Annotated in this window: 18 protein-coding genes and 1 CRISPR repeat array; of the genes, 16 read left to right on the plus strand and 2 right to left on the minus strand. The window is 32.3% G+C overall.

Annotation, left to right across the window (positions count from 1 at the left end):
• The first annotated feature begins 10 nt into the window (after nt 1-10).
• Nucleotides 11-826, plus strand: coding sequence for a MetQ/NlpA family ABC transporter substrate-binding protein (locus JVV30_RS02160; RefSeq protein ID WP_053029847.1), 816 nt, complete (start codon nt 11-13; stop codon nt 824-826).
• Nucleotides 827-1,098: 272 nt separating this feature from the next.
• On the opposite strand, the gene JVV30_RS02165 is transcribed toward JVV30_RS02160, so the two are convergent.
• On the minus strand, nt 1,099-1,263 hold the full coding sequence (locus tag JVV30_RS02165; RefSeq protein ID WP_016931019.1) for a hypothetical protein: 165 nt from the start codon (nt 1,261-1,263) through the stop codon (nt 1,099-1,101).
• Between the two features lie 158 nt (nt 1,264-1,421).
• Here JVV30_RS02165 and JVV30_RS02170 point away from each other — a divergent pair, with 158 nt between their 5' ends.
• The 5 genes from JVV30_RS02170 (at nt 1,422) to JVV30_RS02190 (ending at nt 7,306) form a co-directional block, all read left to right on the plus strand.
• The gene (locus JVV30_RS02170) at nt 1,422-1,616 is read left to right on the plus strand and encodes a CsbD family protein (RefSeq protein WP_053029845.1); all 195 of its coding nucleotides are present in this window, start codon (nt 1,422-1,424) and stop codon (nt 1,614-1,616) included.
• Nucleotides 1,617-1,903: 287 nt separating this feature from the next.
• Nucleotides 1,904-5,071, plus strand: coding sequence for a type II CRISPR RNA-guided endonuclease Cas9 (gene cas9, locus JVV30_RS13465; protein ID WP_204193258.1), 3,168 nt, complete (start codon nt 1,904-1,906; stop codon nt 5,069-5,071).
• A gap of 3 nt (nt 5,072-5,074) precedes the next feature.
• On the plus strand, nt 5,075-5,977 hold the full coding sequence (cas1, locus tag JVV30_RS02180) for a type II CRISPR-associated endonuclease Cas1 (RefSeq protein ID WP_070855140.1): 903 nt from the start codon (nt 5,075-5,077) through the stop codon (nt 5,975-5,977).
• 4 nt (nt 5,978-5,981) lie between these two features.
• Entirely contained in the window at nt 5,982-6,290 is a 309-nt protein-coding gene (cas2, locus tag JVV30_RS02185; protein WP_193839594.1) for a CRISPR-associated endonuclease Cas2, read from the plus strand.
• A gap of 11 nt (nt 6,291-6,301) precedes the next feature.
• The gene (locus tag JVV30_RS02190; protein WP_204193261.1) at nt 6,302-7,306 is read left to right on the plus strand and encodes a hypothetical protein; all 1,005 of its coding nucleotides are present in this window, start codon (nt 6,302-6,304) and stop codon (nt 7,304-7,306) included.
• A gap of 137 nt (nt 7,307-7,443) precedes the next feature.
• A CRISPR array of direct repeats spans nt 7,444-8,138; the repeat unit is 36 nt; unit sequence GTTTTAGTACTCTGTAATTTTAGGTATAAGTGAAAC.
• A 431-nt stretch (nt 8,139-8,569) separates the two neighbouring features.
• Here the strand turns inward: JVV30_RS02190 and popT are convergent.
• Nucleotides 8,570-9,421, minus strand: coding sequence for a polyprenyl-phosphate transporter PopT (popT, locus tag JVV30_RS02195; RefSeq protein ID WP_204193263.1), 852 nt, complete (start codon nt 9,419-9,421; stop codon nt 8,570-8,572).
• A 359-nt stretch (nt 9,422-9,780) separates the two neighbouring features.
• Here popT and sufC point away from each other — a divergent pair, with 359 nt between their 5' ends.
• From sufC to JVV30_RS02245, 10 genes are all read left to right on the plus strand, one after another.
• Nucleotides 9,781-10,542, plus strand: coding sequence for a Fe-S cluster assembly ATPase SufC (gene sufC / locus JVV30_RS02200; protein WP_011276304.1), 762 nt, complete (start codon nt 9,781-9,783; stop codon nt 10,540-10,542).
• Between the two features lie 178 nt (nt 10,543-10,720).
• A complete protein-coding gene (sufD, locus tag JVV30_RS02205; protein WP_204193266.1) occupies nt 10,721-12,028 on the plus strand; it encodes a Fe-S cluster assembly protein SufD in 1,308 nt (435 codons plus the stop codon).
• A 50-nt stretch (nt 12,029-12,078) separates the two neighbouring features.
• Nucleotides 12,079-13,320 (plus strand): SufS family cysteine desulfurase, encoded by a 1,242-nt coding sequence (locus JVV30_RS02210; RefSeq protein ID WP_204193269.1) that lies wholly within the window; start codon nt 12,079-12,081, stop codon nt 13,318-13,320.
• Entirely contained in the window at nt 13,310-13,771 is a 462-nt protein-coding gene (gene sufU / locus JVV30_RS02215) for a Fe-S cluster assembly sulfur transfer protein SufU (protein ID WP_053029837.1), read from the plus strand. The genes JVV30_RS02210 and sufU overlap by 11 nt, the downstream gene beginning before the upstream one ends.
• Before the next feature lie 167 nt (nt 13,772-13,938).
• The gene (gene sufB, locus JVV30_RS02220) at nt 13,939-15,336 is read left to right on the plus strand and encodes a Fe-S cluster assembly protein SufB (protein ID WP_053029835.1); all 1,398 of its coding nucleotides are present in this window, start codon (nt 13,939-13,941) and stop codon (nt 15,334-15,336) included.
• Between the two features lie 204 nt (nt 15,337-15,540).
• Nucleotides 15,541-16,221, plus strand: a complete 681-nt coding sequence (locus JVV30_RS02225) for a hypothetical protein (RefSeq protein WP_070855136.1) — start codon at nt 15,541-15,543, stop codon at nt 16,219-16,221.
• Between the two features lie 124 nt (nt 16,222-16,345).
• Nucleotides 16,346-17,419, plus strand: coding sequence for an NAD(P)H-dependent flavin oxidoreductase (locus JVV30_RS02230; protein WP_070855135.1), 1,074 nt, complete (start codon nt 16,346-16,348; stop codon nt 17,417-17,419).
• A 129-nt stretch (nt 17,420-17,548) separates the two neighbouring features.
• Nucleotides 17,549-18,397 carry a DUF72 domain-containing protein gene (locus JVV30_RS02235; protein WP_053029831.1) on the plus strand — a complete coding sequence of 283 codons (849 nt, stop codon included), beginning with the start codon at nt 17,549-17,551 and terminating at the stop codon, nt 18,395-18,397.
• Between the two features lie 13 nt (nt 18,398-18,410).
• Nucleotides 18,411-19,238 (plus strand): sulfite exporter TauE/SafE family protein, encoded by an 828-nt coding sequence (locus tag JVV30_RS02240; protein WP_070855133.1) that lies wholly within the window; start codon nt 18,411-18,413, stop codon nt 19,236-19,238.
• A 21-nt stretch (nt 19,239-19,259) separates the two neighbouring features.
• Nucleotides 19,260-20,579, plus strand: coding sequence for a metallophosphoesterase (locus JVV30_RS02245; protein WP_204193272.1), 1,320 nt, complete (start codon nt 19,260-19,262; stop codon nt 20,577-20,579).
• Nucleotides 20,580-20,610 lie beyond the last annotated feature (31 nt).

Here is a 20,610-nt window from a genome sequence, read left to right on the forward strand (position 1 = left end):
GAATGATTCAATGAAAAAACTTTTAAGCTTAATTTTAGTACTAACATTAACTGTCGTTTTAGCAGCTTGTGGCAATGGTAGTGGGGACAAAGATAAGAAAATCGTTGTAGGTGCATCTCCAGCACCACACGCTGAAATTCTAGAAAAAGCGAAACCTTTACTTAAAGAGAAAGGCTATGATCTAGAAATTAAAACGATTAACGATTACACAACACCAAACAAATTGTTAGATAAAGGTGAACTAGACGCGAACTATTTCCAACACGTACCTTACTTAAAAACTGAAAGTAAAGAAAAAGGGTACAAAATTGAAGATGCAGGTAAAGTTCACTTAGAACCAATGGCTGTTTACTCTAAAAAATATAAAAGTTTAAAAGACCTTCCTAAAGGTGCAACAGTATATGTTTCAAACAACCCAGCAGAGCAAGGTCGTTTCTTAAAATTCTTTGTTGATGAAGGATTAATTAAAATCAAAAAAGGTGTAAAAATCGAAGATGCTAAATTCGAAGATATCACTGAAAACAAAAAAGACATTAAATTTAACAGTAAACAATCAGCAGAATATCTTCCAAAAATCTATCAAAACGAAGATGTAGATGCTGCAATCATCAACTCTAACTATGCAATTGATCAAGGATTAAGTCCACAAAAAGATTCAATTGCTGTTGAAAAAGCAAACAATAACCCATACGCAAACTTAATTGCAGTTCAAAAAGGACATAAAGATGATGAAAAAATCAAAGCTTTAATGGAAGTATTACAATCTAAAGAGATTCAAGACTTCATTAAAGATAAATACAAAGGTGCAGTTGTACCAGCAAAGTAAGCATAGAGGCTAGGTCATCAATAATATAATGATGCTATTTTGCAAATTCATAGTAGCTGACTGAACTAGAAAAGCGCTTAAATTAAACTTTTTCAGTTCTAGTCAACCTTGAGGGCGCGGAGCCCTAGCAAAGAGAATTTCATTAAGAAATGCTTCAAGTAAAGCAAGCTAGGAGTCGGGGCCCCAACACAAAAAATCACGAAAGTGATTTTACCAGCTAAGCAAGTTGGGGTTACGACGAATTTTAAAAGAATTCTGTCCACTCCTTTAATTTAGAAAGATTTTCTATCTTTATACAGTATGCCGACACCTTGTCCGCCAGATCCCATTGTATAGTCAAATTTTATAACTTCAATATATGGATTTTCTTCTAAGAAACGATTTACCTTTTTAGTGAGGCCGCTTTCAGTCATTGCAGTAAAATTAATGAATTTCATTATAACCACTCCTTAAATTGATTTATTTCATTATCATTATAGTTGAACGCATATGTAAAATGAAAAAATTAAATTTTTACGAATACGATGTTTAAACATGTTATTGTGTGGTATTTATTACTATACAAGATATACAGACTATCAAGGAGGAATCTCAAATGGCTGAAGATAAATTTGAACAAGCAAAAGGTAACTTAAAAGAAACTGTTGGTAATGCTACTGACAATAAAGATTTAGAAAAAGAAGGTCAAAGCGACAAAGCTTCTGGTAAAGCTAAAGAAGTTGTTGAAAACGTTAAAGAAAAAGCAAACGATGTTATCGATAAAGTAAAAGGTAACAACGATAATAAATAATTTGTTTATAATACGAAGCGCAAGTGCTTAGCACTTGCGCTTTTTTTCATATCCAAGCAACTTTTGTTGCGACGCATGTCTAAGGGAAAGTTTATAGAATCATTTGTGATTCAATACATCGCTTGTCTTTGTCATTAGTATAGGGAACTTTATGAATAGGGACACTATTATTTTGTAATAAAACTTTAAGAAAATAAAAAAATATTTAAAAATCTAGTTAAAAAGTATTACAACGCATTTTGTTTTAAATTATAATCAAATTATAAAATAGGGGTGGGTGATTTAAAGTGAAAACAGATTATATTTTAGGATTAGATATAGGTATAACTTCAGTTGGATATGGCATTATAAATTACAATGACAAATCAATTATTGATGCCGGAGTGAGGTTATTCCCTGAAGCTAATGTAGAAAATAATGAAGGACGTAGAAGTAAAAGAGGCGCTAGAAGGTTAAAAAGACGAAGAATCCATAGATTAGAGCGTGTTAAACAATTATTAAAAGATTATAAGCTACTCGATTCTATTGATGTCATGCCTCAATCAACAAACCCTTATGAAATAAGAGTGAGAGGGTTACGAGAAAAATTAACGAGAGATGAATTAGCAATCGCATTATTACATTTAGCTAAAAGACGCGGTATACATAATATAGATGTTATAGATCAAGAAGAGGATGCATCTAACGAACTTTCTACTAAAGAGCAGTTATCAAAAAATAATCATTTATTGAAAGATAAATTCGTATGTGAACTTTTACTTGAAAGATACAATGAAGGTAAAGTTAGAGGCGAGAAAAATAGATTTAAGACGGCAGATATTGTTAAAGAAATAAAACAAATTTTAGAAACACAAAAAGAAACGCATCATTTGGATAATAGTTTTATTGATAAGTATGTTGAATTAGTGGAGACAAGAAGAGAATATTATGAAGGTCCAGGTGAAGGTAGTCCTTACGGATGGGGTGCTGATTTAAAGAAATGGTATGAACATTTGATGGGCCGTTGTACATATTTTCCTGAAGAATTAAGAAGCGTTAAGTATGCATACTCTGCTGATTTATTTAATGCATTAAATGATTTAAATAACTTAGTAATTCAAAGAGATGGGCTAAATAAATTAGAATATCATGAAAAATACCACATCATTGAAAATGTGTTTAAACAAAAGAAAAAACCTACTTTAAAACAAATTGCTAATGAAATAGGTGTAAAACCAGAAGATATAAAAGGTTATAGAATAACTAAGTCCGGTAAAGAAAACTTTACTGAATTTAGACTGTATCACGATTTAAAAAAATCTCTAAAAGACCAAAGTATATTGGAAAATATTCAGTTATTAGATCAAATTGCTGAAATTATAACTATCTACCAAGATAAAGAGAGCATTAAAAAAGAATTAGAGCAATTAGCTGAACCAATTAATGAAATAGATAAGGAAAGTATTTCTAACTTAGCTGGTTATAACGGTACACACCGACTTTCTTTAAAATGTATAAATTTAGTATTAGAGGAATTATGGCATACTCCTAGAAATCAAATGGAAATCTTTGCATATTTAAATATTAAACCTCGAAAAATTGACTTAAAGAAAGCAAATAAAATACCTAAAGATATGATTGATGAGTTTATACTATCTCCAGTAGTGAAAAGAACGTTTGGTCAAGCAATCAATGTTATCAATAAAGTAATAGAAAAATATGGTGCTCCTAAAGATATTATAATTGAGTTGGCGAGAGAGAATAATACAAAAGATAAACAAAAATTTATTAATGAATTACAAAAGAAAAATGAAAAAACAAGACAGAGAATAAACGAGATTATCGGAAAAACAGGTAATCAAAATGCGAAGCGATTAGTTGAAAAGATTAGACTTCATGATGAACAAGAGGGCAAATGTCTGTATTCTCTTGAGAGTATACCGTTGGAAGACTTATTAAATAATCCTAATCATTATGAAGTAGACCATATTATTCCTAGATCTGTATCATTTGATAATTCATATCAAAATAAAGTTCTCGTTAAGCAAACAGAAAATAGTAAAAAAGGTAACCGTACACCATACCAATACTTAAATTCAGGAGAAGCGAAACTATCCTATAATCAGTTTAAACAGCACGTGTTAAATCTTAGTAAATCAAAAGATAGAATTTCGAAGAAGAAAAAAGACTACTTACTAGAAGAACGAGATATAAATAAATTTGAGGTACAAAAAGAATTTATTAATCGAAACTTAGTTGATACGCGATACGCTACAAGAGAATTAACCAATTATTTAAAAGCATATTTCAGCGCTAATGATATGGATGTTAAAGTGAAAACAATCAATGGTAGCTTTACAAATCATTTAAGAAAAGTATGGGAATTCAAGAAAGAACGTAACCATGGTTATAAGCATCATGCTGAAGATGCGCTAATTATCGCTAACGCTGATTTCTTATTTAAAGAAAGTAAAAAGTTAAAAGCAGCAAATAAGGTTTTAGAACAACCAGAACGTAAAGAGATAGAAACTAAAATTGAAGTTGATAGTGATGAAGAATACCAAGATTTATTTGTCATTCCACAGCAAGTAAAAGAAATTAAAGAATTTAGAGATTTTAAATATTCGCATAGAGTGGATAAGAAACCAAATAGACGATTGATCAATGACACACTATATTCAACAAGGGTAAAAGATGATGACTTATATATCATCTCGCCGATTAAGAATATTTATAGTAAAGATAATACAGATTTAAAAAAACATTTTAAAAAGAATCCTGAAAAATTCTTAATGTACCAAAATGATCCAAAAACGTTTGAAAAACTAGAAGTGATTATGAAGCAATACGCTAATGAGAAAAATCCATTGGCTAAATATCACGAAGAAACAGGAGACTATTTAACTAAATATAGCAAGAAAAATAATGGACCAATTGTTAAATCGATTAAGATGTTTGGTAAAAAGGTTGGAAATCATTTAGATGTTACTAATCAATATAGCAATTCGAGAAACAAACTTGTGAAATTATCATTTAAGTCGTATCGTTTTGATGTGTATCTGACTGATAAAGGTTATAAATTCGTTAGCATTACATATTTGGATGTACTTAAAAAAGATAATTATTATTATATTCCTGAAGCCAAATATGAGAAATTAAAGTTAAATAAAGGTATCGATGCTAAAGCTAAATTTATTGGAAGTTTTTATTATAATGATTTGATTGAACTAGATGGTAAGGTATATACAATTATTGGGGTTAATGAAGATAAGAGAAATATTATAGAACTCAATTTTCCTAAAATAAATTATAAAGAGTATTGTGAGATTAATGGCGTCAAGGGTAGTGGAAGATTAAGGATAACAATAGGTAAAAAAGTGAATAGTATTAGAAAATTATCTACTGACGTTCTAGGAAATAAATATTATCAATCTTGCGCCGAAAAGCCACAATTAATATTAAAAAAAGGAATCTAAGCTATGAGTTGGAGAATTGTGTATATAACAGAAGTTAATCACATGTCACTTAATTTAAATAGCTTGAAAATCAAAAAAGGCGATCTAGAAACTAAGATTCCTTTAGCTGATATTTTTGCGTTAGTTATTGAAGATTTAACTGTTACATTAACATCCAGATTATTAGTAGAACTCTCGGATTATAATATTTTAGTTATCTTTTGCAATCAAAAGCATTTGCCAGAATGCACTTTACAACCGATATCAGGTCATTTTAATCAATATACGCAAATGAAAGCGCAATTAAAATGGGATGTAGCTCGTAAAAGTGAATTGTGGCAATCAATTGTAAAGCAAAAAATTCAAAATCAAATTGAATGTATGAAGTATATGCACATTGATACTGTGCGAATTCAAAAAATGACAGAGTTAAAGCAGTCAGTATTGATATACGATCGGAATAATATTGAGGGTCAAGCTGCAAAATACTATTTTAATAGTTTCTTTAAAGATTTTACAAGAGATAATGATGCGCTTATAGAGAATGCGGTTTTAAATTATGGGTACACTATTTTGAATGCTGCAATAGCTAGAACGATAGTCGCAAAAGGCTTAATACCAGCAATTGGCATCCACCATATTGGAGGGAGAAATCATTTTAACTTAGCATCAGATTTAATTGAACCATTTAGGGCGCTAGTTGATTTGTTCTTATTGAAACATCCTCCTGAAGACTATTTAACGAAAGCGTATAGATTAAAAATAATTAATCTATTACATGCACGTGTTGAAATTGATGGAAAAATGCAAACGGTTATTCGAGCTATTGATATCATGGTGCAATCTATAATTGAGTATTTTAAAGACGGTGATATTAAATCATTAAAGTTTCCTAGTTTGAGTAAATATTCATTTTATGAGTTATAGATTTATGAGAGTACTATTAATGTTTGATCTACCAGTTGAAACTAAGAAACAAAGAAGAATTTATAGTAAATTTAGAAAGCAACTCATTGAGGATGGATTTTTAATGATGCAATACTCAATTTATATCAAGAGTGTCATAAATAAAGATGCGGCAAACCAAACTATAAAAAAAGTAAATACTTTTCTACCTCAAGAAGGTCATGTCAGGGCACTCATGATAACTGAAAAGCAATATCAACATATGCAAATACTTTTAGGAGAAGAAAATCATAATATAGAACTATTAGGTGATAATAGAACTATTATTTTTTGATAAGAGAAAATATGGAACATATCATATGGCAAATAAAATCTGAAGCAGTACCTACAGTGAATCTGAATATTGGCCAATACACTGCTATCTATAATGAATTTGAAACCATTGAAGAGGACATACTTGAACTTATTGGTCAATATTTTAAAAAGAGAAATTCAAATAAGAATGAAGTTTCTATTATAGAATGTACTAATCATGAACTAATTTCTAATCTTGAGTATGAGAGTTTTATTATTGATAATAACAAAATAGAACTTGAGCATTCATTAGGCGCCGCATCTATTTTGAATAAGAAACTTCAAAGAGATTTTGCTAATCACATTGAAAGTTCAGGATATTTAAATTCTATTAATCAACTTCTAAATGATTTACTAGAGATGATTAATTACAATGAATTACCTTTACAAATAAAGACTTTAGATATTAAATATTTCATTAAGTTATTAAGCTTTGAATATGAAATGAAGAAGGATTATACAAAATTAGTAAACAGAATAGAGCAAGTGCTACCTTTAATCGTTGATGAATTAAACAAGCTATACAATAATCATTTATTATTGATTTACTTATATCCTGAAGCAAATTTAAGTCCTAAAGAACAAATTAAATTGAAAGAATTGTTGTTAACGCTCGATGCAAACATAATTGTATTAACAGGATCATTACATTTTCTATCCGAAGAATGGAAATACAATAACTATATAAGAGATGGTAAGCAAAAAAACACATCTGAATTTCTGGAAGAATTAGAGTGGAATGCGCCACTTAATTTTGATAAGAGCGAACTGGAAGAAAGTTTGAACCGATTCATTTTAATTTATCAAGATAAATTAGAATTAAATCCCGTAATATCTAATTATCAAATAGCACAAATTATGTTATTTAGTGCTATTGATATATATGTTGGCGTTTCATATATGCAACATTGTAATCACAAATTTGAATTGAAAATTAAAAATGAATTACTGCCTAAAAGCATCAATAAATATTTAAATCAACAATCGTTGAATTAATTACTTTGCTATAATTAACATAATAATCTATTATTATCTTAGTGAATGAGTTTAGCTAACTTGTTCACTGAGATACCTTTTTATAAACTAATTCTTTTAGCGATTTTATATTGCTAGAGGTTTTAGTACTCTGTAATGTTTTAGTACTCTGTAATTTTAGGTATAAGTGAAACTGCCATATCTACAATTAAAACATCGAGTAGTTTTAGTACTCTGTAATTTTAGGTATAAGTGAAACATTCAAGTTTGGTGTATGGAGCGATACGGTGTTTTAGTACTCTGTAATTTTAGGTATAAGTGAAACACGTGACTAGTAACACGTTGCACTTCTTTTGTTTTAGTACTCTGTAATTTTAGGTATAAGTGAAACAATTAAAACATGCTCTCTACTCAAATGTAGGTTTTAGTACTCTGTAATTTTAGGTATAAGTGAAACGTTGGTGTATCTTCGCCACTTACAACATCTGTTTTAGTACTCTGTAATTTTAGGTATAAGTGAAACTCAAGAAGATGTGAATATATAGATGTTGTTGTTTTAGTACTCTGTAATTTTAGGTATAAGTGAAACATCGCTGATGCCATTACTGCCGGTTCTATTGTTTTAGTACTCTGTAATTTTAGGTATAAGTGAAACATACAAAAAGAAAATGGAGCGTAATCATGCGTTTTAGTACTCTGTAATTTTAGGTATAAGTGAAACAAAACGCCTGCGGACTTTTCAGACTTAGGTGTTTTAGTACTCTGTAATTTTAGGTATAAGTGAAACAGTGCAGGAACGGTTAAACCAATGTGGTTAGTTTTAGTACTCTGTGATTTTAGGTGTAAGTGAACGATGCATTGATGCTACACCGCAAGATTGAAGTTTTAATACGCTAGTACTTCAGTCACAACTATTTTAAATAGTAATTATTAAGTACTATTACTTTCAAATTATTTGATTTAAGTGATTATCTCTATAATTACGCCGATCCATTGTTACTTTCAAATAATCCATAATATTGAAATCAATTATTTGGGGAAGAATGAAGAAATAGTTAATTTTAATTAAAATAGTAGTTGGCTAACATGCTAAGGTAGAAATATAATAAACGTAAGGAACAAGTTTAGCTAACTTGTACTTATACCTAAAATTACAGAATCTACTAAAACAAGACTTTATGTCGTGTTTATCCCATTAATTTATTAATGGGATTTTTTCTTTATAATCAGACAAATCGCCAACGATGATGACTATCGTTGGCGATTATTTTTTAATACTATTGATTACACATTCTCACCTGTAATTTGGCCGAGCCAATAACTGCCGGCAAAACCGACGATTAATGTGATGATTGAAAGTGTCCACTCAACACCAGTTTGAGGAAGACCTGGGAAAACGGCATAGACGGAACCAATAACGAATCCAGTTATTAATGCGAATGTGGTATAGAAGTGATGATGCAAGAAGTATTTAATGATACGACTAGATAATAAAAATCCTGCTAATACACCTAAACCTACAACGATTAATATTGGAAGGCCATCGAAGTTTAATTTAACTAAATCAGCAATGGCTAACATAATTGTTCCATAAGTACCAAATACAAGTAGCATGAATGATCCAGAAATACCAGGTAATAACATTGCACTTGAAGCACACGCACCAGCTAAGAAATATTTAATAATAAGACCAAATGATAAATCTAGTGATGTATCAGCGCTTTGATTACCAGAATTCATTAATGTTATCACTACTAAAATAATGATACCTACTAACATAATGCCGTAATGTTTTGTTGTAAATGTTTTATTAAATTTTGCTGTTCTTAATAAGTAAGGGATAATACCAATGATTAATCCTGTAAAGAAGAACATGGTAACCACTTGATGATGTTCTAATAAATAATTGATTAAGTTACTTAATATGCCAATGGCTAAAGCCATACCAATTAATATAGGAAGTAAAAACTTTAAGCTAGGCCAAAATCGCTTGGAGAATATACCACTTATTGAAGAAATAAAGCCATCATATATGCCTAATAATAACGCGATAGTACCTCCACTAATTCCAGGAACTAAATCGGTTGTTCCCATACCGAACCCTTTTAATATATTAATCCATTTGAAATTTTGCATGAACGTCTCCTTTCGAAATAGGTTAAATAGCATGATAACAGACTTTTGAAGAATAATAAAATATTAAGATTGTAATATTATAATTTTTATAAATATTGCACTAAATGAACGGAGTTTGTGTCTAAATTATTTCTATTGAGAACTGTAAGCCTTTGATTATCAGTTGCAAGAAAAAATTGAGTCCTAGATAAAAATTATTTTAGATAAATAATCACTATAATTTAGAGTTTTAATAAGTTTATATTAAGGGCTATTTGCGTTATAATGAAGTGTATTAAAGTACACAAAGTCTTTTTGACTACAAATTAAAATTATTATAAACTAGTTAAGAAAACTTTATATTTACGGAGGGAATATAAATGTCATCAACATTAGAAATTAAAGACCTACATGTGTCTATTGAAGATAAAGAAATTTTAAAAGGTGTTAATTTAACTATTAATACAGGCGAAATACATGCAATTATGGGGCCAAATGGTACGGGTAAATCAACGTTATCATCAGCGATTATGGGACATCCATCATACGAAGTAACGCAAGGTGAAGTGTTACTTGACGGTGTTAATATTTTAGAATTAGAAGTTGATGAAAGAGCTAAAGCTGGTCTGTTTTTAGCAATGCAATATCCATCAGAAATCACTGGTGTAACGAATGCTGACTTCATGCGTTCAGCGATTAACGCGAAACGTGAAGAAGGACAAGAAATTAACTTAATGCAATTTATCAAGAAATTAGATAAAGAAATGGATTTCTTAGATATTGATAAAGATATGGCTCAACGTTACTTAAACGAAGGTTTCTCTGGCGGTGAGAAAAAACGTAACGAAATCTTACAATTAATGATGTTAGAACCTAAATTCGCTATTCTTGATGAAATCGATTCAGGTTTAGATATCGACGCATTGAAAGTTGTATCTAAAGGTATTAACGAAATGCGCGGTGAAGAATTTGGTGCATTAATGATTACACACTATCAACGTTTATTAAACTACATCACACCTGACAAAGTGCATGTTATGTACGGTGGTAAAGTAGTTAAATCAGGCGGCCCTGAATTAGCTAAACGTCTTGAAGAAGAAGGCTATGAGTGGGTTAAAGAAGAATTTGGTGCTAAAGAATAATCTAGCAGTCGTTTGTTTTTAAATGATGAAACTAGATGCAGATTATTAATGTAAATAGTTGCATTAATAATGACGATTGAATATGTGAGACTGAGACATCGAACATATAAATAAAGTTATTATTTCGATGGTGTTACAGTCGCTAAAATTTTTCATCAAGTAGGAGGAAAAGAGAGTTATGACAACCGAAACTTTAAACATTTCTGAAGAACAACTTGTTGATTATTCTAAAGCGCACAATGAACCTTCTTGGATGACTGAGTTACGTCAAAAAGCGTTGAAATTAACAGAAACTTTAGAAATGCCAAAACCAGATAAAACGAAATTAAGAAAATGGGACTTTGATTCATTTAAACAACATAAAGTCGAAGGACAAACGTTCAATGATTTATCAGAGCTTCCAGATGCGATTAAAAACATTATTGACGTTGAAAACACTAAAAATTTAGTCGTACAACATAATAATGCTTTAGCTTATACGCAAGTATCACAAGAAACACAAGATAATGGCGTGATTATTGAAGGCTTATCTGAAGCATTAGTTAATCATGGAGATTTAGTACAAAAATATTTAATAACAGATGCAGTTACAGTTGATGAACATCGTTTAACTGCATTGCATACGGCTTTAATTAATGGTGGCGTGTTTGTTTATGTACCTAAGAATGTCGTTGTTAAAGATCCTATCCAATATGTTGTGTTACATGATGATGAGAATGCTAGCTTCTTCAATCATGTGATTATAGTTACTGAAGAAAGTGCTGAAGTGACTTACGTTGAGAACTATTTATCAACTGCAAGTGGTGAAGGTAACCAACTCAACATCATTTCTGAAGTCATTGCAGGTGCAAACTCTAATATTACGTATGGTTCAGTTGACTATTTAGACAAAGGCTTTACTGGTCACATCATCCGCCGTGGTACAACTGCTGCAGATGCATCAATTAATTGGGCATTAGGTTTGATGAATGAAGGTAGTCAAATCATTGATAATACAACTAATTTAATTGGTGATCGTTCAACAAGTGAACTTAAATCCGTTGTTGTTGGTACAGGCGACCAAAAAATCAACTTAACGTCTAAAATTGTTCAATATGGTAAAGAAACGAACGGTTATATCTTAAAACATGGTGTAATGCGTGAGAATGCATCATCTGTATTTAATGGTATTGGTTACATTAAACATGGTGGTACGAAATCTATCGCTAACCAAGAGTCACGTGTCTTAATGCTTTCTGAGAATGCTAGAGGTGACGCTAACCCAATCTTATTAATTGATGAAGATGATGTAGAAGCAGGACACGCAGCTTCAGTAGGTCGTGTTGACCCTGAACAACTTTACTATTTAATGAGTCGTGGTATTTCTCAAAAAGAAGCAGAACGATTAGTGATTCATGGTTTCTTAGACCCTGTAGTGCGTGAATTACCAATTGAAGATGTTAAACGTCAATTAAGAGAAGTTATCGAACTTAAAGTTAATAAATAAACTTATCAATCCCAAAGAGATTTTTAATATAAGAAAGGTCGTGAAATAAAGTGGCCGAAACTTCATTAAATGTTGAGGAAATTATTAAAGATTTTCCAATATTAGATCAAAAAGTTAATGGAAAAAGATTAGCGTACCTTGATTCAACAGCTACAAGCCAAACGCCAGTTCAAGTATTAAACGTATTAGACGATTACTACAAACGATACAATTCCAATGTACACCGTGGTGTGCATACACTTGGTTCACTAGCTACTGATGGATACGAAGGTGCTCGTGAAACTGTAAGACGTTTCATTAACGCTAAATACTTTGAAGAAGTCATCTTTACAAGAGGAACAACTGCCTCAATTAATATTGTTGCGCGTAGTTATGGAGATGCCAATATTGAAGAAGGCGACGAAATTGTTGTTACTGAAATGGAACATCATGCCAATATTGTTCCATGGCAACAATTAGCTAAACGCAAAAATGCCTCATTAAAATTCATTCCAATGACAGAAGAGGGTGAATTAAATATTGAGGATGTTAAGGCAACAATTAATGACAACACTAAAATCGTAGCCATAGCACATGTATCTAATGTTCTAGGTACGATTAATGACGTCAAAGAAATCGCTAAAATCGCGCATGAACACGGTGCGATTATAAGTGTCGATGGTGCACAATCTGCGCCACACATGAACATAGACGTTCAAGATTTAGACGCTGATTTCTTCAGTTTCAGTGGCCATAAAATGTTAGGACCTACTGGTATTGGTGTATTATACGGTAAACGTGACTTATTAAAAGACATGGAACCAATTGAATTTGGTGGGGATATGATTGACTTTGTAAGCAAATATGACGCTACATGGGCAGATTTACCTACTAAATTTGAAGCAGGTACACCAATCATTGCTCAAGCTATTGGCTTAGGAGAAGCAATTCGCTACATTGAGAATATAGGCTTCGATGCTATTCATGAACATGAAAAAGCATTAACAGAATATGCTTATGAACAAATGTCATCGATTGAAGGACTTGAAATATACGGTCCGCCTAAAGATCGTCGTGCCGGTGTTATCACATTTAACTTAGCTGATATTCATCCACACGATGTTGCTACTGCAGTAGATACTGAAGGTGTTGCTGTAAGAGCTGGACACCATTGTGCACAACCATTAATGAAATGGTTGAACGTATCATCTACTGCGCGTGCAAGCTTCTATGTTTACAATACTAAAGAAGATGTAGACCAACTTGTTGAAGCATTGAAACAAACGAAGGAGTTTTTCTCTTATGAATTTTAATAATTTAGATCAACTTTATCGATCTGTAATTATGGATCATTATAAGAATCCTAGAAATAAAGGTGTTTTAGATAATGGCTCAATGACTGTAGATATGAACAATCCTACTTGTGGTGACCGCATTCGATTAACGTTTGATATTGAAAATGGCATCATTAACGATGCTAAATTCGAAGGAGAAGGTTGTTCTATTTCAATGTCTAGTGCATCTATGATGACTGAAGCGGTGAAAGGTCATTCACTAGGTGAAGCGATGCAAATGAGTCAAGAATTTACTAAGATGATGCTTGGTGAAGATTATGAAATCACTGAAGATATGGGAGACATTGAAGCACTTCAAGGTGTATCTCAATTCCCAGCTCGCATCAAGTGTGCAACATTAGCCTGGAAAGCACTTGAAAAAGGAACAGTTGAAAAAGAAGGTAAAGCAGAAGGTTCGACTGAAGAATAATCGGCCAGTTTTATGTAAGACTTTATTATCTTATTTAAAGCTTAACCTTAACTTTTTACACGTTTGACTTTTTATGAAGGTTGCATATTGTTACAATGACAATAGACAATAATGAATATTAAAAATCTCGCGCACGTCGTTTTAAATATATTTAAGGAGTGATTGAAATGGCTAAAAAAGCACCTGATGTTGGAGATTACAAATATGGTTTCCACGATGAGGATGTTTCCATTTTCAGATCAGAACGTGGTTTAACTGAAAATATCGTTAGAGAAATTTCAAAAATGAAGGAAGAGCCTGAATGGATGCTTGACTTCAGATTAAAAGCTTTAAAATTATTCTATAAAATGCCAATGCCTCAATGGGGTGGCGATTTATCAGAATTAAACTTTGATGACATCACATACTACGTCAAACCTTCAGAGCATACAGAACGTTCATGGGACGAAGTGCCTGAAGAAATTAAACGTACATTTGATAAATTAGGTATTCCAGAAGCCGAACAAAAATATTTAGCAGGTGTTTCTGCACAATATGAATCAGAAGTTGTATATCACAACATGGAAAAAGAATTAGAAGAAAAAGGTATCATCTTTAAAGATACAGATAGTGCTTTACGTGAAAACGAAGAACTATTCAAAGAATACTTTGCTTCTGTTATTCCAGCAGCTGATAACAAATTCGCAGCATTAAACTCAGCTGTATGGTCAGGTGGTTCATTCATCTATGTACCTAAGAATGTTAAATTAGATACACCATTACAAGCATACTTCCGAATTAACTCAGAGAACATGGGTCAATTCGAACGTACATTAATTATTGCTGATGAAGGTGCATCAGTGAACTACGTTGAAGGTTGTACTGCACCAGTTTATACTACAAGTTCACTACACTCAGCAGTAGTAGAAATCATCGTTCACAAAGATGCACACGTACGTTACACAACAATTCAAAACTGGGCAAACAACGTTTATAACTTAGTTACTAAACGTACATTTGTGCATGAGAATGGTAACATGGAATGGGTAGATGGTAACTTAGGTTCTAAGTTAACTATGAAATATCCAAACTGTGTTCTTTTAGGTGAAGGTGCGAAAGGTAGTACATTATCTATCGCCTTTGCTGGTAAAGGTCAAGTACAAGATGCTGGTGCTAAAATGATTCACAAAGCACCTAACACATCTTCAACAATCGTATCTAAATCAATTTCTAAAAATGGTGGTAAAGTAATCTATCGTGGTATCGTTCACTTCGGACGTAAAGCGAAAGGTGCACGTTCTAACATTGAATGTGATACGTTAATTTTAGATAACGAATCTACTTCAGATACAATTCCATACAATGAAGTATTTAATGACAATATTTCATTAGAACACGAAGCGAAAGTTTCTAAAGTATCAGAAGAACAATTATTCTACTTAATGAGCCGTGGTATTTCTGAAGAAGAAGCGACAGAAATGATCGTTATGGGCTTTATTGAACCATTCACAAAAGAATTACCAATGGAATATGCAGTAGAAATGAACCGTTTAATCAAATTCGAAATGGAAGGCTCTATCGGTTAATTTAACCTATATTACCAACTTTTTCTTAATAACAATCATAAGTACCAAAGTGTTCTAACTAAGTGAATGCTTTGGTGCTTTTTTATATCTCAAAATAGTTAACACTTATTTATATTAATTGTTTATTATTATGATGATATATTTATATATAATATTAAAAAAGTAATTGATTTAACAAAATACATGTTTTGAGAGGATTCTACAATGTTTGACTTTTATGCGAATTGGTATTCTTTGATTATCATTATTGAATATCTTGCTATATTTTTAGGTTCAATTGGCTTAATCTTTATAGCAATGATCAGTCTAAGGCAGATTCAAAAGAAAAAGAAGATTTGGTATTTAGGAATATTTTTAATTTATTCATCATTACTTGAATTGTTAATACATTTCACAGGGGAAGATATTCATACTTACAACTTGGTTTTTGTTGTAACACTTCTTCCTTTTTTATTGGTGTGTTATTTATCAAGTCATTATTTGGTAAAACGGCCATTCAAAACAAAATTAGAATTTGTGAAAACTGGTAACGGTAAAACTAACAAAGTTACTAAGCAAGAAATGAAAGAAATGAAAGACGAATTGCAATCGGCTAATATAATCGCATGGTCAGGTTCAATTGGAGCCGCTTTTCTAATAGTTGCTTGGTCAGCTAAAGTAAGATTTATACATAATAAGGAATGGATGATGTCGCAAGAATTGACCAAAACTACTGATAATTTGTTAGGGTTTGGAGGCTTTATGTTTTTAATCTCGGCCTTTTTAATTGTTATTTATTTCATTATTGACGTAGTGTTATGGAATAAAAGAGGTAAATTTCCTGGTCTAGTATTTCGACCAATGATTTTGTGCTTATGGCAATTTTTGTTTTTGATTTCGATTTAAAAAATAATAATTAGATAATTATCAAGCAAAGTTTACTGAAAATGGGAGTAGGGAATACTTTGAATAATTATTTAAGTGAAAAAAGCATAGTAATTACCATAAAATAAAGAAAAGGTGATTTTAAATGTGGTATAACAATCGACTAACGCAATCTTTAAATATTCAATATCCCATTATTCAAGCAGGTATGGCTGGTAGTACAACACCAGAACTTGTGGCATCTGTTAGTAATAAAGGTGGATTAGGATGTATTGGTGCAGGCTACTTTACAACTGAAAAGTTAGAACAAGAAATAGAACAAGTTCGATCGTTAACAACGCAACCATTTGGCGTAAACTTATTTGTACCAGGGCAACATACGTATACCAATGAACAAGTTGAGCGTATGAATGCTTGGCTAAAACCTTACCGTAAGGCTTTAAATCTTGAAGAACCTGTCATTAATATCTCAGAAGCACAACAATTTAACCAGGCAATTCACATGATTATTAAAAAGAAAATACCAGTGTGTTGCTTTACCTTTGGTATACCATCACAAGATATCATTAAACAACTGAAAGATGCTCAAGTCACTTTAATAGGTACGGCAACATCTGTTGATGAAGCAATAGAAAACGAACAGGCAGGCATGGATATAGTGGTTGCGCAAGGTAGTGAAGCAGGTGGCCATAGGGGGTCATTTTTACCAAGTAAACAGCAATCAACACCACTAATTGGCACAATGAGTTTAATTCCTCAAATTGTTGATCAAGTGACGATACTAGTTGTTGCTGCAGGCGGTATCATGGACGGTCGTGGCGTATTAGCGAGTCAAGTACTAGGAGCGCAAGGCGTTCAGATGGGGACAGCGTTTTTAACTACAGTGGAAAGTGGTGCGAATGATTTAGTGAAACAAGCGGTGCTACATAGTAAGGAAACGGACACTGTTGTTACGGACGTCTTTAGTGGTAAATTTGCGCGTGGCATCCATAATGAATTTGTGGCAAAACTGTCGCAATATGAAGGTGTTCTACCACCGTATCCAGTTCAAAATCAATTAACCAATGCAATTAGAAAGACTGCGGCTTCCAATGGTAAACGTGAATGGACACATATGTGGAGTGGTCAATCGCCACGTTTAGCTACAGCGCAACATGTAGATCAATTCATGGATAATCTTGTCGAACAAATTGAGGCGTTATTGAAGGCTGTGCAATAGTATGGATTTATAAAAACAATGTGAGCTGAAGTGGGCCGCATTTTCAAAAAATAATAAGATAATGTAAAGATGGGATAGAACAAGTGATATCTTAAAATTGAATATGGTATCATATACCTGGTGATAAAAATGATTAATATAGGTCTTACTGGATGGGGCGATCATGATACGTTATATGAAGATTTGGAACGACAGTCGGACAAGTTACAAACGTATGCAAGTCACTTTCCTATTGTTGAACTTGATGCATCATATTATGCCATCCAACCTGAACGAAATATCATGAAATGGATTAAAGAAACACCTGATCGCTTTGAATTTGTTGTGAAAATTCATCAAGCGCTCACATTGCATGCAGATTATAAAGATTATGCAGAAACAAGAAGTGAATTATTTGCGCAATTTAAGCGTATGTTACAACCACTCATTGACCATCATAAATTAGCTATGGTACTAGTTCAATTTCCACCTTGGTTTGATTGTACGGCACAGAACATCAAGTATATCTTATACGTTCGTCAGCAATTATCAGATATACCGATTTGTGTTGAATTTCGTCATCAATCATGGTTTAACGAACAATTTAAAGAGCAAACGCTCTCATTTTTAATGGAACACCATATAATCCATTCAGTTGTTGATGAACCACAAGTAAGAGAAGGATCTGTACCACTCGTTAACCGTATTACTACTGAAACAGCGTTCGTCCGTTATCATGGAAGGAACAGACAAGGATGGACTAAAAAAGATATGACAGATCAAGAGTGGCGTGATGTGCGATATTTATATAATTACAATAAGGAAGAGCTTACCGATTTAGCTAATAAAGTTAGGATTTTAGAACAAAAAGCCAAAAAAGTTTATGTCGTATTCAATAATAATTCAGGTGGCCATGCTGCTCAAAATGCTAAAACATATCAAGATATTTTAGACATTGAATACACAGGTTTAGCTCCCCAACAATTAAAATTATTCTAAGAGGCGAAATATAATGTTAGTGACAATTATTTTATTAGTGCTTATCGGTCTTTTCTCTGCTATTTTAGGGTCATTAGTAGGCATTGGTGGAGGTATTATCATCGTTCCAACACTGGTTTATTTAGGCGTGACGCACGATATATTACATGGTATAACACCGCAAATAGCAATAGGAACATCATCTGTGATTTTAATCGTCACAGGTTTATCTTCATCACTAGGCTATTTAAAGACGAAGCAAGTGGACATCAAGAATGGCTCTATTTTTTTATTTGGTTTACTACCAGGTTCGTTGCTAGGGTCATTTTTAAGTAGGTACCTCACTTTAGAATCATTCAATTTATATTTTGGTATTTTCATGATTATTGTCTCTATTATTTTAATGGTAAGACATAAAATCAAACCGTTTAAAATCTTTGATAAAGAGAAATATCGTAAAACGTATATTGATTCTGAAGGCAAGACGTATCATTACAGTGTACCGCCTTTATTTGCATTTGTTGCGACGCTATTTATCGGTATATTAACTGGTTTATTTGGTATTGGTGGTGGCGCATTAATGACGCCACTCATGTTAATCGTCTTTAGATTTCCACCTCATGTTGCAGTAGGTACAAGTATGATGATGATCTTCTTTTCAAGTGTAATGAGTTCCATAGGGCATATCATACAAGGTCATGTTGCGTGGTCTTATTCTATCGTCCTCATTATTTCAAGTTATATTGGTGCTCAAATTGGTGTGCGTGTCAATCACTCAATTAAATCTGAAACGGTTGTCACACTTTTGCGTACGGTGATGTTGATAATGGGTGTGTACTTAATTATTAAATCTTTTCTTTAAATAAAAATAGGGGGAATTTAAGTGAAGTTAACCATTTTTCACACGAACGATATTCATAGTCATTTAAACGAATATGCACGTATTACATCTTATATGGCAGAACATAGCCCTCAACTTCAACATCCCTCACTCTATTTAGATATAGGCGACCATGTAGATTTATCGGCACCGGTGACTCAAGCAACGATAGGGCGTAAGAATGTCGAGTTGCTTAACGAGGCACATTGCGATATTGCGACAATTGGTAATAATGAAGGAATGACGATTTCACATGAAGCGTTAAATCAGTTATACAACAACGCGGAGTTTGACGTGATTTGCACCAATGTTATTGATGAGGAAGGGCATTTACCACATAATATAGCATCGTCGTGTATTAAAGACATTGAAGGTGTTCGTATTTTATTCGTGGCGGCTACAGCAGCGTTTACGCCATTTTATCGCGCACTTGATTGGATTGTTACAGATCCGTTAGAAGCGATTAAAGATGAAATTGCCAATCAACAAGGTAATTACGATGTACTTATTGTGATGAGTCATGTTGGCATATTCTTTGATGAAAAGTTATGCCAAGAGATTCCGGAAATTGATGTCATTTTAGGTAGTCACACACATCATCATTTTGATAAAGGTGAAATGAACAATGGTGTACTTATGGCTGCTGCCGGAAAATATGGATATTACTTAGGTGAAGTTAATTTAACTATTGAAAATAAAAAGGTTGTTAATAAAGAAGCCATGATTTATCCAGTTGAAACGTTGCCTTTAGTTGACACGGATTATGAGTCTGAAGGGAAAGCGCTTATGAGTGAGCCAGTGATTGATCATCCTATCAATTTAAGTAGTAAAACCGATGTGATTACTAAAACGACGTATTTATTAGCAGAAAGTGTATTCGAATTCACGAATACAGATTGTACGATCATTAATGCAGGGCTTATCGTAAAAGGCGTTGAAGCAGATCGACTAACAGAATACGACATTCATAAAATGTTGCCGCATCCGATTAATTTAGTGCGTGTACGTCTAACAGGTGCTGAACTTAAAAAAGTCATTATCAAAAGTCAAAAGCAAGAATATATGCATGAACATGCGCAGGGCTTAGGCTTTAGAGGCGATATTTTTGGTGGTTATATATTATATAATTGTGGCTATATTCAGTCAGACAATCGCTTCTTTGTTAATGGTGAAGAAGTGATTGATGATAAGACATATACGCTAGGAACAGTTGATATGTATACCTTTGGTCGATATTTTCCAATATTAAAAGGTAAATCAATTGATTATTTAATGCCTCAATTCCTTAGAGATATTTTCAAGGATAAGTTATTAAGATTATAATAGAATAGTGCAAGATATATTTGTTCATTAA

The sequence above is a fragment of the Staphylococcus sp. GDY8P47P genome (assembly GCF_016892225.1).
Taxonomy (GTDB): Bacteria; Bacillota; Bacilli; order Staphylococcales; family Staphylococcaceae; genus Staphylococcus; species Staphylococcus borealis.

Bases quoted from the DNA above. Each gene is read 5' to 3' on its own strand.
- JVV30_RS02230 (WP_070855135.1), top strand. From the start codon at position 16,346: ATGTGGTATAACAATCGACTAACGCAATCTTTAAATATTCAATATCCC.
- JVV30_RS02225 (WP_070855136.1), top strand. From the start codon at position 15,541: ATGTTTGACTTTTATGCGAATTGGTATTCTTTGATTATCATTATTGAA.
- popT (WP_204193263.1), bottom strand. From the start codon at position 9,421: ATGCAAAATTTCAAATGGATTAATATATTAAAAGGGTTCGGTATGGGA.
- sufD (WP_204193266.1), top strand. From the start codon at position 10,721: ATGACAACCGAAACTTTAAACATTTCTGAAGAACAACTTGTTGATTAT.
- JVV30_RS02160 (WP_053029847.1), top strand. From the start codon at position 11: ATGAAAAAACTTTTAAGCTTAATTTTAGTACTAACATTAACTGTCGTT.
- sufU (WP_053029837.1), top strand. From the start codon at position 13,310: ATGAATTTTAATAATTTAGATCAACTTTATCGATCTGTAATTATGGAT.
- sufC (WP_011276304.1), top strand. From the start codon at position 9,781: ATGTCATCAACATTAGAAATTAAAGACCTACATGTGTCTATTGAAGAT.
- JVV30_RS02240 (WP_070855133.1), top strand. From the start codon at position 18,411: ATGTTAGTGACAATTATTTTATTAGTGCTTATCGGTCTTTTCTCTGCT.
- sufB (WP_053029835.1), top strand. From the start codon at position 13,939: ATGGCTAAAAAAGCACCTGATGTTGGAGATTACAAATATGGTTTCCAC.
- JVV30_RS02235 (WP_053029831.1), top strand. From the start codon at position 17,549: ATGATTAATATAGGTCTTACTGGATGGGGCGATCATGATACGTTATAT.
- JVV30_RS02165 (WP_016931019.1), bottom strand. From the start codon at position 1,263: ATGAAATTCATTAATTTTACTGCAATGACTGAAAGCGGCCTCACTAAA.
- cas1 (WP_070855140.1), top strand. From the start codon at position 5,075: ATGAGTTGGAGAATTGTGTATATAACAGAAGTTAATCACATGTCACTT.
- JVV30_RS02170 (WP_053029845.1), top strand. From the start codon at position 1,422: ATGGCTGAAGATAAATTTGAACAAGCAAAAGGTAACTTAAAAGAAACT.
- JVV30_RS02190 (WP_204193261.1), top strand. From the start codon at position 6,302: ATGGAACATATCATATGGCAAATAAAATCTGAAGCAGTACCTACAGTG.
- cas2 (WP_193839594.1), top strand. From the start codon at position 5,982: ATGAGAGTACTATTAATGTTTGATCTACCAGTTGAAACTAAGAAACAA.